Origin of the sequence: Streptomyces sp. 11x1, assembly GCF_032598905.1 — a bacterium.
Classification (GTDB): Bacteria; Actinomycetota; Actinomycetes; order Streptomycetales; family Streptomycetaceae; genus Streptomyces.
In genome coordinates this window covers 862278-876616 of the sequence record NZ_CP122458.1, presented here as the reverse complement: position 1 = coordinate 876616, position 14339 = coordinate 862278, and the positions used below count along the sequence as shown (strand labels likewise).

Here is a 14339-nt window from a genome sequence, read left to right as displayed (position 1 = left end):
ACATACAAACCACGTGAAAGGGAAAGGCCCGCCATGGGGGACATAGGCAGAAGAGGCGCCGTCGCACTCACGATCACCGGACTGCTGACACCGCTCACGCTCGCGCTCGGCACCGCGCCCGCGCAGGCGGCGAGTTGTACGACGTCGACGGGGCCGTACCAGAAGCAGGTCGAGAAGTTCCTCGGCCGGACGGTCGACGGCAAGCAGTCCGCCGGCGACTGCAAGGCGATCAAAGCCTTCCAGGCCAAGCACGGCATCACCCCGACCATCGGCTACGCGGGATCCGTCACCTGGGGCGTGATGGACCTCATGAACAAGCAGAAGGCCGTGGGCAAGAACCCCAACAAGGCCGGCAAGTGCCCCACGAACAAGGGCCGCATCGCCTGTGTGAACCTCACCCTCCAGCTCAGCTGGATCCAGGACGGCGGCAAGCTCGTCTACGGCCCCGTCCCGGTCCGCACCGGCCGCGACGGCTACGAGACCCGCACCGGCCTGAAGAAGATCTACTGGCGGAACATCGACCATGTCTCGTCGATCTACCACGTGCCCATGCCCTACGCCCAGTTCTTCGACGGCGGCCAGGCCTTCCACTCCGTGGGCGTCAGCATGTGGAACCCGCCCGGCTCCCACGGGTGCACCAACATGAGGAAGACCGACGCCAAGAAGTACTGGTCGCTGCTGAAGAAGGGCGACGACGTCTTCGTGTACGGCCGCAAGCCGGGCACCTGACGGACGGCCAGGAGCCCGGCTTCGCGACGAAGGCGGAACGTCACGCCTCGGGGGCGTCCCCGAAGTCCGGGATCTCCAGCCGGACCCCACCCTGCCGCGCGGACTCGTGCGCGACGATCCCCGGCAGGGTGTAGCGGGCCGCCACCCAGGCGTTCACCGACGGCAGGGTGCGGGTGTTGACGGCGGTCACGAAGTCGTCCACCAGGAAGTGGTGGCTGCCCTCGTGCCCGTTGTGCAGATGGTCGAACTCCCTCGGCAGCCGCGACCGGTCGTGCACCGGCGCGGAACCGGAGGTGAAAGCGGCCCGCAGATCCGGCGCGATGTGCTGGAGCGAGGGATCGTCCGGGGACAGGGTGGGCTTGGGCTCCAGGAGTTCACTGATGTCCTCGACGCCCTTCTTGTCCTGCCAGAACGCCACCGTCGCGAGCTGCTCCATGCTGGCGTCCGTGCCGAAGAACCGGAAACGCGACTCCCGTATCTGCGAGGGGTAACCGACCCGCCGGAACTCGTTCGTACGGAACGAACCGCCGCCCGCCACCTCGAACAGCGCGGTCGCGTTGGAGAAGTCGTTGCCGAACTGGCTGACCTCCTTGTCGAACACACCGTCACCGCGCCCGTCCACGACGCCGATCGCGGAGACGCTGACCGCGTGCGTCCGCCAGGCACCGAGCACCCCGCCCACCGAGTGCGTCGGGTACAGCAGCGGCGGGTAGCTGGCGGTCCGCTTCCACTCCTCGCCGCCGCTGTACCGGTAGGCCTCGTAGAACCCCAGGTCCATGTCGTGGACGTAGTCGCCCTCGGCGTAGAAGACCCGCCCGAACGCGCCCTCCGCCATCCGGTTGCGGGCGTGCACGGTCGCCGGGTTGTACTGGCTCGTCTCACCCATCATGTACGTCAGCCCGGTCGCCCCGACCGCGTCGATGATCGCCGCTGTCTCGTCGGCGGTGATCGCCATGGGGACCGCGGAGTAGACGTGCTTGCCGGCGTTCAGGCCCTGGAGCACCAGTGGCCCGTGAGTCCAGCGCTGGGTGAAGATCGCGACGGCGTCGACCGCCTTCGACTCCAGCATCGCCTCGTACGACGGGAAGGTGCCGGCCAGTTGCTGGGCGGCCACGAGGGTTTCGGCCCGCTCGGGCAGCAGGTCGGTGACGTAGACGTCGCCGACGCCGGGGTGCGCCTGGAACAGCGTGGCGAACTGGCCGGAGAACTGGCCGGCGCCCACGATGCCGAGGGAGAACGTCATCTGAGGAATGTCCTTCACTGGTCGGGAATCAGGTTGATCTGGTCGTCGGCCTCGTCGGGGCCGCTCACCGGCGCGCCGTTGCCGGCCGGGGTGGCGGGGAGGACGCCCCCGTACCGGCCGACCGTGGTCCGGCAGGGGCCGTTCATCATGCTGGCGCGCTTGCCGGTGGGCGCGGCAGGGGTCGCCGGGGTGGCCATGCGAGTTTCTCCGTCCCGTCAGCCGAGGTCGCTCCGGCCGGCCCTGGTGAGCCGGTACTGCGCAGACCCGCCACCACGTTGGACATCAGGTACGGCGTGAGCACGATGCCGCGCAGGGTCGGCCAGAGCAGGAAGACCAGGAAGCCGAGCATCGCCGGGGCGACGAAGTCGGCGGCCAGGAGGCCGGTGCCGCGCCTGCTGCGGGTCGGGGGACTGCTGGAGGCGGTGGTCATCGGTGCTCCCTCATCGGCGGCGGGTGCCTCTGACTCCGGCTTACTTTCGTGGCGAAAGAATTGTGGCGTCAAGGGGTAGGGGAGCGTCTTCTGGAACGGGCTTCGATCGGCTTGGAGCGGCTATGTTGTTTCCGTGACGAAAGGAAAAGGGTGTGGGAGTCTGGCCCCCATGACCGCACGCGATGCCGGCTGGCCGCCGCTCAGTCCCGGAGAACGCGCCGTGGCGATCCAGGTGCTCGTGCACGGCCCGCTCTCGCGTACGGACCTCGCCCGGCGCCTCGGCCTGTCCGCGGGGAGCCTCACCCGGCTGACCAAGCCGCTGATCGAGTCGGGGCTGCTGGTCGAGACCGCCGAGGGCGCCCCCTTCCCCGAGGTCCGGCAGGGACGCCCCTCGCAGCCGCTGGACGTCGTCGCCGAATCCCGCTCCTTCGTCGGGTTCAAGATCACCGACGACATGGTGTACGCCGTGGTCACCACGCTGCGCAGCGAGATCGTCACCCGCCACGACCGTCCGCTCCCCACGCACGAGCCGGAGCGGGTCGCCGACCTGCTCGCCGAGATGGCCGCCGAACTCGCCCGTACGCACCCCTCGTTGGCCGGCATCGGCATCGGGGTGGGCGGCCTCGTCCGGCGGCGCGCGGTGGTCGGCGAGTCGCCCTTCCTGTCGTGGCGCGACGTGCCGCTGGCCGAACTCGTCGAGGAGCGCACCGGTCTGCCGGTGGTCGTCGAGAACGACGTCGCCGCGCTCGTCGAGGCCGAGACCTGGTTCGGCGCGGGACGCGGCCTCGACCGGTTCGTCGTCCTCACCATCGGCGCGGGGATCGGCTACGGGCTGGTCCTGGGAGGCCGGCGGGTGCCCTGCGCCGAGGAGGACCGGGGGTTCGGCCGCCACTGGATCGTGGACCCCACCGGACCGCTCACCCCCGACGGGGAGCGCGGCAGCGCCGTCTCGCTACTGAGCATCCCCAGCATCCGCTACCAGGTGGAAGCGGCGACCGGACGTGCGGTGACGTACGAGGAGATCCTGGCCGGCGCGGCCGAGGGGGAGCCGATGTGCGCGCGGGTCGTCGGCGAGGCGGGGCGGGCACTGGGGATCCTGGTGGCCCAGATCGCCAACTTCGTGATGCCGCAGAAGATCCTGCTGGCGGGGGAGGGGGTGGGGCTGATGGCGGTGGCCGGGGAGAGCGTGCGCGAGGCGGTCCGGGCCCATCGGCATCCGCTGGCCCAGCCCGTGCCCCTGGAGACGAAGGTGTCCGACTTCCACGACTGGGCCCGGGGGGCGGCCGTGCTGGCCATTCAGGTGCTCGTGCTCGGAACGGTGGAGCCGTAAACGCAGAGTGATCAGCTTCACGGTCCGCAATGTCGGAAGTGGCACCTTTACTCACATCGGCTTCACGTTCGAGGACATATGGTTTACACCATGTCCACTACCCCTGATGTCGTCCTGGAAAGAGCGGAAGTACCGGCGCGAACGGCCGCCGAGGTCAACGAGGAGATCCGGGCGCTCTGGTTCCGGAGCGGTGGGACGTTGAACAGGGAGCAGCGGAGCGAGTACGAACGTCTGGTTCTCGAGTGGGCGGCCTCTTCGTAGGTCGTCGGCCGCGGGCCGGTGGGGGGCTGCTCGCGCAGTTCCCCGCGCCCCTTCGGAGCGCGCCCCTCGAAGGGGCGCGCTCGACTCGTTTCCAGCCCCGGCTCTGTGCGTTTCTAGCCCCAGCTCCGTGAGTACTGGCGGCGGTACGCCTGGCGGTCCTGTTCCGTGCGGATGAAGCGGGTGGCCGCCAGGGCGACCATGCTGCCGGCGATGACCAGCAGCCCGGGGCCGACGTTGCGGGGGTCGACGAGACGGTCGATGAGGTCCGAGGCGGCCTCGATGGACTCGACGGACTCCACGGCACCCGGTTCGGCGGAGCCCGGGGCGGCGGCACCCTGGGCATCCTCCTCGGAACCGTCGCCCGCCGCGGTCGGCCGGACGGCGGACTGCGGCAGACCGTTCAGCTGGACACCGAGATCGTCGAGGGCGTCGGACAGCGGCTGGAAGAACGTCGTGCCGCCCTCCTCGCAGTCGCCGTTGCCGCCAGAGGTCACCCCGAGCGCCACGCCCTCCGAGAAGAGCGGGCCCCCACTGTCGCCCGGCTCGGCGCAGACCGTGGTCTCGATGAGACCGGAGACCGTGCCCTCGGGGTAGTTGACCGTGGCGTCGAGGCCGGTCACCTCGCCGTTGCGGAAGCCGCTGGTGCTGCCGCTGCGGAAGACCCGCTGGCCGACCGCAGCGTCACCGACGGAGGTGATGCGCACACCGCGGCCGTCGCCGACGGAGACGACGTTGGTCTTGTTGCTCGGCGCGTCCTGGAGGTACTGGACGAGCGAGTAGTCGGCGCCGGGGAAGTTGGTCTCGGTCGTCCGGCCGATCTCCTGCCGGCCCTGGTCGTCCGAGAACCAGACGGAACCCGCGGGGCCGCAGTGCCCGGCGGTCAGCATGAAGTCGTTCTCGCCGTCGGTCACGTTGAAGCCGATCGAGCAGCGGCCGCCGGTGCCGAAGATCGGCTGCGCGCCGTTGAGCCGCATCGTGTACGCGCCCTCGGTGCGCTCCATCCGTACGGAACCGCCGATCTCCTCGGCGAGGTCGGTCAGGCTCGACCAGTCCTTCTTGGAGACGGTGCTGTCGGCGCGCACCACCACCTCGTTGGAGGCGGGGGCGATCGCCCAGGAGGTGCCCGGCACCCGGGGCGCCGAACGCAGTGCCTCCGTGGCGGACTTCAGGTCCTCGCCGCTGTACTCGACCATCTTCGGGCGGGCGCCCGCCCGCTCGACCTCGGCGGCGGCCTTCTCGTCGGTGACGGCGACGACCGGGCTGCCGTCCTCGGCGATCCAGGTGCCCGCCGTCCGCTCGGTGCCGAGTTCGCTCAGCAGGCTGTTCCCGGTGCCGGACGCGGCCAGCACCGCGCTGGGGGTCGCGGGCGGGGTGACGGCGGGTTCGGTCGCCATCGCCGCCTGCGTGACCATCAGGGCTCCGCAGATCACTCCACCCGCGGCTGTCAGCCGCGCCACCCGCTTCACGACTCGTCGTCGTGCGTGCCTCATCGCCTGGCTCCCGAACCCCGTCCGACACGGTGTCAACACCGCCAGGGCGTCCGGTCCTTGAGCGCCCTCCTTGCATACGTGCGATGACCGGCACATGTTCACCAGTTCGCGTCGACGTATCCCAACGTCCGGTTCATGGCGATCGCACGGCTGTTGGCCGGGTGGTGGACCGTACGGACGGTGCTCACCCCGCACATCCCGGCGAACCCGATGCCGAAGGTCTTCATGGCCACCGAGATACCCCGGCCGCGATGGCCGGTCCGCACGCCGGTCATCTCGTTGAACACGTATCCGGAATCGCGGCGGTCCGAGGTGGCCGCCATGCCGATCCACCGGTCGCCGTCGAGGGCCAGCACGACACCGCGCGGGTCGTAGGAGGGCACCTCGAAGCGGAGTCGGTGGTACTCGTCGTAGGCGAAGAAGGCGCCTCGCTCGGGGATGTCGGCCGAGCACTCCTTGTTGAGGCCGTACAACGCGCGGCGGTTCTCCGGGGTGTCGCCGAGTTCGGAGAGGGTCGTCAGCCGGATGCCGGAGGTCCGGCACTTGTCGACGTACGGCTGGAAACGTGCCAGGTCGAAGTGGGTGACGTCCAGTTGGAGCCGGACCAGGTGCGTCGCCATCAAGGCTTGCCTCCCACGCCGCAGTACATGGCCACTTCCTCCGGTTCACCGGCGTCCTCGTCGGTGGGCTCCGGGCGCCAGCGCGAGCAGGAGACGACGCCCGGTTCGAGGAGGTCGAGTCCGTCGAAGAAGCGGGCGATTGTCGCGGGGGTGCGCTGGTTCAGCCGCGGGGTGCCGTGCGCGTTCCACCAGGCCGCCGCGATGTCCACGTCGGGCCACCGCGGGTCGGTGACGGTGTGCGAGAGCATCAGATGGCTGCCGGAGGGCAGCGCGGCCATGAGGCGGCGGACGATGCCCTGCGGGTCCTCCTCGTCGGCCACGAAGGCCATCACGTCGAGCAGCATCAGCGCGACCGGCCGGCTCAGGTCCAGGGTCCGCGCGGCGTGTTCGAGGATCGAGTCGACGTTGCGCACGTCCTCGTCGACGTGGTCCGTACGGCCCTCGGGCGCGCTCGTCAGCAGGGCCCGCGCGTGCACCAGGACCAACGGGTCGTTGTCGACGTAGACGATCCGGGCGTCCGGGAGGACGCGCTGGGCGACCTCGTGGGTGTTCTCCGCGGTCGGTAGCCCGGCGCCGATGTCCAGGAACTGCCGGATCCCCAGGTCGGCGGCGAGATGGCGCACCGCCCGGCGCAGGAACCGCCGGTCCGCCCGCGCGTAGTCGTGGATGCTCGGATGCAGTCGGCGGATCTCGTCCCCGGCCTTGCGGTCGACCTCGTAGTAGTCCCTGCCGCCGAGCCAGTAGTTCCAGATCCGCGCGGCGCTCGGCCGCGTGGTGACGATGCGACGGTTCAGCGACGAGGAGGGGAAGTCCGAGGTGGCCGGGTTGTCCGTCACGGCATCAACTCCTGGATCTTCTGTGAAAGTGCGCTCGTCCAACGGGCAATGTAGACCCGCCGGTTGGTGTTTGCCGAGCGTTCTGCGATCTTCACGGCCCGCGGCCGGGCCCACAGGCCTCGTCCCGTCGAAGAACGTTCGTCGCGACCTCTCTACTAATCAGTAACTCTTGGGTAGTCTCCCGGCCACTGATGGACATGACCATGACGACTGCGGCGAGGGGTCCGACCACCTCGCCGCTTTGACATGACTAGAAGGGGACGAACATGACAGCAAGCGGTGTGGGACGCCGCATCACCACGGTCGCCACGGTGGCCGTCCTGGGCCTGGGCGCCTCGATGACCGCCGCCGTGCCGGCCGCCGCGGCGGCCGGCACGGCCGCGATCACCGCGGCCGCGGCCGCCGAAGTGGACTACGCGACCTGGCAGAAGGACGTGAAGACCGTCATCGACACGGCCACGCCCTACATCCAGCAGCGCACCGCGAACTCCTCGGGGCAGAGGCTCGCCATCGTCTTCGACATCGACAACACGACGCTGGAGACGCACTACACGCCCTGGTACCAGCTGCCGACCCCGGCGCTGAAGCCCTCCCTGGCGCTGGCCAAGTACGCCAAGTCCCGTGGGGTGGACGTCTTCTTCGTCACCGCCCGCCCCGGCATCATCGAGTCCCTCACCGAGTGGAACCTGAAGAACGTCGGCTACCCCGTCGACGGGCTCTATGTGCGCGACCTGCCCGATCTCTTCTCCGAGGTCTCCGCCTACAAGACCGCCTCGCGCGCGGACATCGAGTCCGACGGGTACACGATCATCGCCAACGTCGGCAACAACACCACCGACCTCGTCGGCGGCCACGCCGAGCGCACGTACAAGCTCCCCGACTACGACGGCCTGCTGGACTGACGCCGTCGCACCGTCCGTTGCTGGGAGTACGGCCGCCACGGTTCCGCCGGCGGTCGTGCGCCCGGGCCCCGCGCAGGGGCCCTAGACTCCTGTCATGGCGGACGACACCACGCTCGACGCGCTCGGCGCGGGCAAGTACCTGCTGGTCACCACCTACCGCAAGAACGGCTCCACCGTGCCGACTCCGGTGTGGGTGGTACGGGACGGCGACGCCCTCGGAGTCTGGACCGTCGCCGACTCCTGGAAGGTCAAACGCATCCGCAACCGCGCCGACGTCCTCGTCGGCCCCTGCGACGTGCGCGGCAACCCCACCGGCGACTCCGTCCCCGCCCGCGCCGACATCCTGGACGCGGCCGGCTCCGCCGCCTACCGGCGGCTGATCGCCCGCAAGTACGGGGTCCTCGGCCGGCTCACCCTCCTAGGCAGCCGACTGCGCCGCGGCGCCGACGGCACGATCGGCATCCGTATCACCCTCACGACGTGATCCTCACGCGGTGACCCTCACGCGCCGTCGCCCGCGTGCCCCGTCCGCCACGCCCACGCCCACGCCGCGATCTCGACCCGGTTCCGGGCCGCGAGCTTGAGCTGGATGCTGCCGAGGTGGGTCTTGACCGTGGAGAGGGACACGAACATCGAGGCGGCGATCTCCGCGTTGGTGTGCCCCAGCGCGACCAGACGGACGACGTCGAGCTCGCGGTCCGTCAACGCCTCCTGCGGGCGCGGGAGCACGGCCCCGGCTGGGACGTCGTCGCCGTGCTCCCGATCGCCCCCCGCAGCCGCCCCCTGCGCTGAACCTCCCGGCCCGGCTGCCCGTATCTCCTCTCGGGGATGGCGGGAGACCGCGTGCACGGAAGGAGAAGAGCGTGTCGAAACCGCCCGAACCGGGCCGGACGGCGAAGCGTCCCACGATCGAGCCGACCTACGTCATGCGCCGGCGCAGGACCGAGGCCCTGGCCGAGCTGCTGCGTGAGTTCGAACAGTACAAGGGGACACCCGCGCCCGACGACGAGTACGAGTCCGTCGTCGTACCCCCCACCCCGGCATCGGTGCCGACACCGCCGCCGTCGGCACCGACCCCCGCGGCCGCGACGGAGCCCGCCCCCGAGCGCATCCTGCCCCGGACGGAGTACGAGACCGAGGAACTCCCCCCGGTCATGGTCGGCGAGGACTTCGGCTCGGACGCGGTTCCGCGCGACGAGGGACACCGGCGACGGCAGCGGCGTCGGCCGGCCCCCGGCGACGGGCCGGGCCTCAAGCGCGCCGCCGTGGTCGTCGGCGTCGGCGCGGCCGCCCTGCTGGGCTTCGGCGCCGCACTGCTCCTGCCCGGCGGCGGCACGGAGAAGGAGGCACGCGTCGTCACCCCGACCCCGACCCCGTCGGCCCCCGCGACCTCGGCGCCCGCCCCGGACGACGGCGCCGACCCGGACGGCCCCGGCACCCTCCGCGAGGGCGACAGCGGCCCCGAGGTCTCCGAACTCCAGCAACGGCTGCTCCGTATCCCGAACGTGTACGACAACGGCTCCACCTCGGGCCGGTACGACGTCGTCCTGAAGGAAGCGGTGGCGCGTTTCCAGCTCTGGTACGGCATCCGGGGCGACGAGACCGGCGTCTACGGCAACGACACCCGCAAGGACCTCGAATCCCGCACCGTGCTCTAGGAGACCGCTGAAGATCTTGCTCTGGCCGCCCGACTCGCCCTGGATTGCCGGTAAATGTCAATCGCCATCAAGTAGGGCAAGCCGGGCGCATTTTCAAGATCTTCAGGACGCTTCTAGGCCCTGTCGTCGCATTCCCGTCGTCGCCCGAAGGGCGGCCCCGCGGCGTCGTGGGGGCACCTCCCGGTCGAGCGCAGCCGAGACCGGGGGAGCGTGCTCTCGGCGTGCCGGGCACTGACTCGCGTACCGGACGTACTCGGGTCGGTGCCCGGTGCGTCGAGAGCACGTGCAGGGCGCCGCGGGGCAGACGGGAATGTGACGCCAGGGCCTAGCCGCCCGGGCGGGGCCGCGACACCGGTGCGTCACGGGCGCACCCGGGTTGTTGCCCCGCCCTGGACGGACCATCCTGGCCATATGGTGACGAAGGCGTCCGGCGCGTCGCGGGCTGCCACGGCCGGTGAGGCGATGGCGGTGGTCGACGCGCGCGGCCTCGTCGCGGGGTGGAGCGAAGGCGCCCGACGGCTCACCGGGTACAGCGCCGAGGAGGTGACCGGCAGGCCGGCGGCCGACCTGGTGGACGGGGACCCGGCCGCGGTCTGGCGGACGCTGCTGACGCACGGCGACGCGGTGGTGGACCTGCGCTACCGGGACGGACGTCGGCAGAAGGTCGCGGTGCGGATCTGCCCGGTGCGGGGCGCGAAGGGGGAGCGGCGGCGGTTCGTCCTCCAGGCCGCGCCCGACCCGACCGAGCGGGGCCTCGGCGAGCTGGCCTTCACCCAGGCCTCGATGTCCATGTCCGTCTTCGACACCGGGCAGCGCTATCTGCGGATGAACGACTGGGCGTGCAAGGTCATGGGCCGGCCCGAGGAGGAGTTCCGGCACCAGTACTTCCCCGACACCGTCGAGGACGTCGAGCCCCACCAGGGCTTTCTGCGCCATCTGGAGATCGTCGTGGAGACCGGGCAGCCGGTCCGTTACGAGAGCTGGACCCGTTCGCCCTCCGGTCGCCGGATGCACGCGTGGACCTCCCAGATGTGGCCGGTGCGCGCCGCCTCCGGGGAGCTGATCGGCACCGCGCTCGCCGCCTTCGACAGCAGCGAGCAGTTCGCTGCCCGCCGGCGCCTGGCCCTGCTCAACGAGGCCGGCGCCTCCATCGGCACCAAGCTGGACGTCGTCCAGACCGCGCGTGAACTCGCCGAGCTGATCGTCCCCCGGCTCGCCGACTTCGCCAGCGTCGACCTCCTGGAGTCCGTCCTCCAGGGCGAGGAACCCGAGATGGGCCCCGTCGACGACGGTGTGCGGCTGCGCAGGGCCGCACACCACTCCGGTACGCCCGGTGTGCCGGAGGCGGCCATCGAACTCGGCGCCGCCGACGTCTACCCGCCCTTCTCCCCACCCGCCCGGGCTCTGCTCAGCGGTGAGCCCGTGCTCACCCGCACCGGCGAGGCGGACCTCGACTCCTGGTTCGCCCGGCACGGCGCCCGCACCGCCAAACTCCAGGAGGCCGAGGCCCCGGACCTCTCCCTGATGGCCGTACCGCTGGTCGCGCGCGGCATGACCCTCGGTGTCGCCGTCCTCGTACGGACCCTCACCCCCGAGCGCCCCGACGCCTTCGACCAGGACGACGTGTCCCTGGCCGAGGAGCTCTCCAGCCGTGCGGCCGTCTGCGTCGACAACGCCCGCCGCTACACCCGGGAACGCAGTACGGCACTGGCGCTCCAGCGCAGCCTGCTGCCGAAGACGGTCGCCGGGCAGGCGGCCGTCGAGTTCGCCTCCCGCTATCTGCCGGCGCTGTCGCAGGCCGGGGTGGGCGGTGACTGGTTCGACGTGATCCCGCTGTCCGGGACCCGGGTGGCACTGGTCGTCGGCGACGTGGTCGGCCACGGCATCCACGCCTCCGTCACCATGGGCCGACTGCGCACCGCCGTGTGGACGCTCGCCGACGTCGACCTGCCGCCCGACGAACTCCTCACCCACCTGGACGACCTGGTCGAACACCTCGCGGCCGGCGACGGCACAGGGGAGAGGGAGATCGGCGCGACCTGTCTGTACGCGGTCTACGACCCGGTGGACCGCAGCTGTTCGATCGCCTCGGCCGGACACCTCCCGCCCGTCGTGGTGCGGCCCGACGGCAGCGTCCAGGTCGTCGAGGTGGCGGCCGGGCCGATGCTCGGCGTCGGCGGCCTCCCGTTCGAGACCACGGAGCTCCAACTGCCCGAGGGCTCGGTCCTCGCCCTGTACACCGACGGTCTGGTCGAGGCCCGGGACCGTGACGTCGACACGGGCACCGCCGCCCTGTGCGCCGCGCTCGAAGGGCCGGTCGACGGCCTGGAGCGCGCCTGCGACACCGTGCTGAAGGCACTGCTGCCCGAGGTCCCGGCCGACGACGTGGCGCTGCTGCTCGCCCGCACCCGCGCCCTCGACGCGGAACAGGTCGCCGTCTGGAACCTCACCGACGACCCGGCGCTGGTCGCGGGCGCGCGCAAGCTCGCCACCGACCAGCTGAAGGGCTGGGGCCTGGAGGAGGCCGCGTTCGTCACCGAACTCGTGGTCAGCGAACTCGTCACCAACGCCATCCGCTACGGCGGCGCCCCCATCCAGCTGCGCCTGATCCGCGACCGCACCCTCATCTGTGAGGTCTCCGACGCCAGCAGCACCTCGCCCCATCTGCGCCGGGCCCGCAGCCTCGACGAGGGAGGCCGCGGTCTGCTCCTGGTCGCCCAGCTCACCGACCGCTGGGGCAGCCGCCCGAGCGGGGCGGGCAAGACCATCTGGGCCGAGCAGGCGCTGCCGCCGAGCCTGTAGAGGGCCGGAAGGTCGGAGGGCCGGAAACGGCTGTCAGGGCGGCGCACGCCACCCCCGACAGCTCTGCTCCCTCCGGGAGTTACTTCTTCCGCAGACGCACCGACACCCCGTGCGCGGTGAAGACCTGCTCAGCCGTCCAGCCCTCGACGGCCACGGAGACCTCTGCGAACCGGCCCTGCAGGGACCGCGCCGCGACGACCGCGACCGTGCTGCCGGAACGCGGCGCCTGCTGCGCGTCGAAGCGGACCACCAGCTTGCTGCCCCGCTCCAGGACCGCGCGCCCGTCGACCACGAGGGCGGCGCCGGTGCCCCGGTCCAGCGTCACGTCGAGGACACCGGCCTGCGCGTAGCCGCCGCGCACCCGCACGGTGCGGTCGCCGGTGGCCAGCGTGCCGCCCTTCACCCGGACGTCACCGCGCCCGAACGCCTCCTTCGAGCCCGCCGCGAGGACACCGGCCTCCACGACCGTGCCGCCCGTGTACCGGTTGGCCCCGGACAGGGTGAGCGTGCCGCTGCCCTTCTTGACGAGCCCGCCCGCACCGTCGATGTCGTTGCGCCAGGTGTCCGCCGCGGCGAAACCGCCGAGCGCGGCGTCCAGCGTGACGGTGACCTCCGAGTCGAAGGCGCCGTAGCCGTCCGCCGCCGCGAACAGGTTGAGCCGGCCCCACTGCTCCCAGCCGTCCAGCAGCACATAGCCCGACGGCAGCGCGGTCGTGCGCAGCACCTCGCGCCGCTGCGCCGCGTCGAGGTACGGCAGCCGTGTCTCCAGCAGGACCTCGGCGCCCTTGGGCACGGTCAGGTCCTCGGAACGCCCGCGCCGGGTCAGCACGTACGTCAGCTTCGGCTCGACCAGCCGCGCGTTGGCACAGCGGTCGGAGTACGGGTCCGTGTCGCTGCCCGCGGAGTGCGCGTACGCGTACAGCGTGTCGGCCGTCGTGCCGGTCTCGGCCTGGAAGTACTCGGCGGCCTGCCGTCGCGCGGCGGCCTTGAGCTCGGCGTTCTTCGGGTCGGCGAGCGCCGCGGCGGCCAGGGCCGTGGCCATGACGCGACCGCCGAGGACGTCGACCGCGGAGTGCATGCCGGAGATGATCCGGTCGTGGCTCGCCTCGAAGGCGCGGGTCACCATCTCCTGGAAGCGCTCGGGGACGGCGTACGCGTAGGCCAGGGCCGCCAGGTGCAGCGCGTTGGTGTGGCCGCTGGGGAAGCCGCCGTCCTCGGCCGGGTTCTCGCCGCGCTGCCGCAGCAGTTGCGGGGCGACGATCACGGCGGAGTCGTACACCGGGTACCCGAACTCGTCGATCGCGCCGGTGTCGACGACCTCGCTGTTCTCGTTCATCCGCCAGGGGCGCGGGTACTGGTAGGAGAACTTCGCGGGGTTGCTGGACGCGAACGGCCCGCGCACGGTGTTGACGAGTTCGGCCACCTTGCCGAGCCGCGAAGTGGTCGAGCCCGCGCCGTTCGCGGATCCGGCGGGCGCGTCGGCGGGGACGGAGTCGCTGATCTTGCCGGACGGGGTGCCGTCGGGGGCGGAGGTGATCGAGGTGACCGCCATGGCCCCGGCCTTGTACAGGTCGGCCAGCGGGCCGAGACCGCTGATCACCGAGTAGCTCTGGTGCTGCCGGTCGGTGATGAACGCCTCGCGGGCCTGCGCCTGGGTGCGGCGGCCGGTCAGGCGCGCGCAGTAGCGCATGTTGGCACGCAGGATCTCCGGCAGCAGCGGGGTGCCGGTGTTCCAGGCGTCGCCGGTCTTCCAGATCAAGGCGAAGCCGCCGAGCGCCCGGACCACGGCGTTGGTCTCGGGGGTCCGGTTCGCCGTGACGTTGGTGGTGTAGTCGTCGACGAACGCCGCGAACGCGGTGGCGGCCTTGGCCTCGGGCGCCTGCCAGAGGTTCGCGACGGTCGGAGCGGCGATCAGGCCGGCCGAGACGCCGAGGGAGTTCCGGAGGAAGACACGGCGGTTGAGGGTGTGGTGCCCGGCAGATGACGGCATGGAGCGCCGCTCCTTTCGCGGTGGGTTGGTCGGGTGCGGGCTGAGCGT

At 71.3% G+C, this 14339-nt stretch carries 13 protein-coding genes and 2 pseudogenes; 7 read left to right on the top strand and 8 right to left on the bottom strand.

All coding sequences use genetic code 11. From position 1 onward, the window contains the following. Window positions 1-33 precede the first annotated feature (33 nt). Window positions 34-729 (top strand): L,D-transpeptidase family protein, encoded by a 696-nt coding sequence (locus P8T65_RS04240; protein ID WP_316724057.1) that lies wholly within the window; start codon window positions 34-36, stop codon window positions 727-729. 40 nt (window positions 730-769) lie between these two features. On the opposite strand, the gene P8T65_RS04235 is transcribed toward P8T65_RS04240, so the two are convergent. The 3 genes and pseudogenes from P8T65_RS04235 to P8T65_RS47170 all read right to left on the bottom strand — a co-directional run. Continuing rightward, window positions 770-1972: a Gfo/Idh/MocA family oxidoreductase gene (locus P8T65_RS04235; RefSeq protein ID WP_316724056.1), complete on the bottom strand. Its 1203-nt coding sequence runs from the start codon at window positions 1970-1972 to the stop codon at window positions 770-772. Between the two features lie 14 nt (window positions 1973-1986). Beyond that, window positions 1987-2121 (bottom strand): hypothetical protein, encoded by a 135-nt coding sequence (locus tag P8T65_RS04230; protein WP_316724055.1) that lies wholly within the window; start codon window positions 2119-2121, stop codon window positions 1987-1989. 143 nt (window positions 2122-2264) lie between these two features. After that, window positions 2265-2402 (bottom strand): annotated as a pseudogene (locus P8T65_RS47170) (sugar ABC transporter permease); the annotation flags it as partial. Window positions 2403-2571: 169 nt separating this feature from the next. Here P8T65_RS47170 and P8T65_RS04220 point away from each other — a divergent pair. Together P8T65_RS04220 and P8T65_RS04215 are read left to right on the top strand one after the other, a co-directional pair. After that, the gene (locus tag P8T65_RS04220; protein WP_316724054.1) at window positions 2572-3732 is read left to right on the top strand and encodes an ROK family transcriptional regulator; all 1161 of its coding nucleotides are present in this window, start codon (window positions 2572-2574) and stop codon (window positions 3730-3732) included. Between the two features lie 78 nt (window positions 3733-3810). Further along, window positions 3811-3993 (top strand): hypothetical protein, encoded by a 183-nt coding sequence (locus P8T65_RS04215; RefSeq protein WP_316724053.1) that lies wholly within the window; start codon window positions 3811-3813, stop codon window positions 3991-3993. Window positions 3994-4106: 113 nt separating this feature from the next. Here the strand turns inward: P8T65_RS04215 and P8T65_RS04210 are convergent, their stop codons facing one another. From P8T65_RS04210 to P8T65_RS04200, 3 genes are all read right to left on the bottom strand, one after another. Continuing rightward, window positions 4107-5483 carry a S1 family peptidase gene (locus P8T65_RS04210; RefSeq protein ID WP_316724052.1) on the bottom strand — a complete coding sequence of 459 codons (1377 nt, stop codon included), beginning with the start codon at window positions 5481-5483 and terminating at the stop codon, window positions 4107-4109. Between the two features lie 98 nt (window positions 5484-5581). Further along, window positions 5582-6103, bottom strand: coding sequence for a GNAT family N-acetyltransferase (locus P8T65_RS04205; RefSeq protein ID WP_316724051.1), 522 nt, complete (start codon window positions 6101-6103; stop codon window positions 5582-5584). Beyond that, window positions 6103-6939 carry an SAM-dependent methyltransferase gene (locus tag P8T65_RS04200; protein ID WP_316724050.1) on the bottom strand — a complete coding sequence of 279 codons (837 nt, stop codon included), beginning with the start codon at window positions 6937-6939 and terminating at the stop codon, window positions 6103-6105. Before P8T65_RS04200 ends, P8T65_RS04205 begins: the two co-directional genes overlap by 1 nt. Before the next feature lie 266 nt (window positions 6940-7205). Here P8T65_RS04200 and P8T65_RS04195 point away from each other — a divergent pair, with 266 nt between their 5' ends. Together P8T65_RS04195 and P8T65_RS04190 are read left to right on the top strand one after the other, a co-directional pair. Next, window positions 7206-7841: an HAD family acid phosphatase gene (locus tag P8T65_RS04195; protein WP_316724049.1), complete on the top strand. Its 636-nt coding sequence runs from the start codon at window positions 7206-7208 to the stop codon at window positions 7839-7841. Between the two features lie 94 nt (window positions 7842-7935). Continuing rightward, the gene (locus tag P8T65_RS04190; RefSeq protein ID WP_316724048.1) at window positions 7936-8325 is read left to right on the top strand and encodes a PPOX class F420-dependent oxidoreductase; all 390 of its coding nucleotides are present in this window, start codon (window positions 7936-7938) and stop codon (window positions 8323-8325) included. 17 nt (window positions 8326-8342) lie between these two features. On the opposite strand, the pseudogene P8T65_RS04185 reads toward P8T65_RS04190, so the two are convergent. Beyond that, window positions 8343-8555: pseudogene (locus P8T65_RS04185) on the bottom strand (response regulator transcription factor); the annotation flags it as partial. Between the two features lie 149 nt (window positions 8556-8704). On the opposite strand from P8T65_RS04185, the gene P8T65_RS04180 reads away from it, so the two are divergent. After that, window positions 8705-9499 (top strand): peptidoglycan-binding domain-containing protein, encoded by a 795-nt coding sequence (locus P8T65_RS04180; RefSeq protein WP_316724047.1) that lies wholly within the window; start codon window positions 8705-8707, stop codon window positions 9497-9499. Window positions 9500-9910: 411 nt separating this feature from the next. Next, a complete protein-coding gene (locus P8T65_RS04175) occupies window positions 9911-12301 on the top strand; it encodes a SpoIIE family protein phosphatase (protein ID WP_316724046.1) in 2391 nt (796 codons plus the stop codon). Window positions 12302-12380: 79 nt separating this feature from the next. On the opposite strand, the gene P8T65_RS04170 is transcribed toward P8T65_RS04175, so the two are convergent. Next, a complete protein-coding gene (locus P8T65_RS04170) occupies window positions 12381-14291 on the bottom strand; it encodes a phosphatase PAP2 family protein (protein WP_316724045.1) in 1911 nt (636 codons plus the stop codon). Between the last annotated feature and the right edge of the window lie 48 nt (window positions 14292-14339).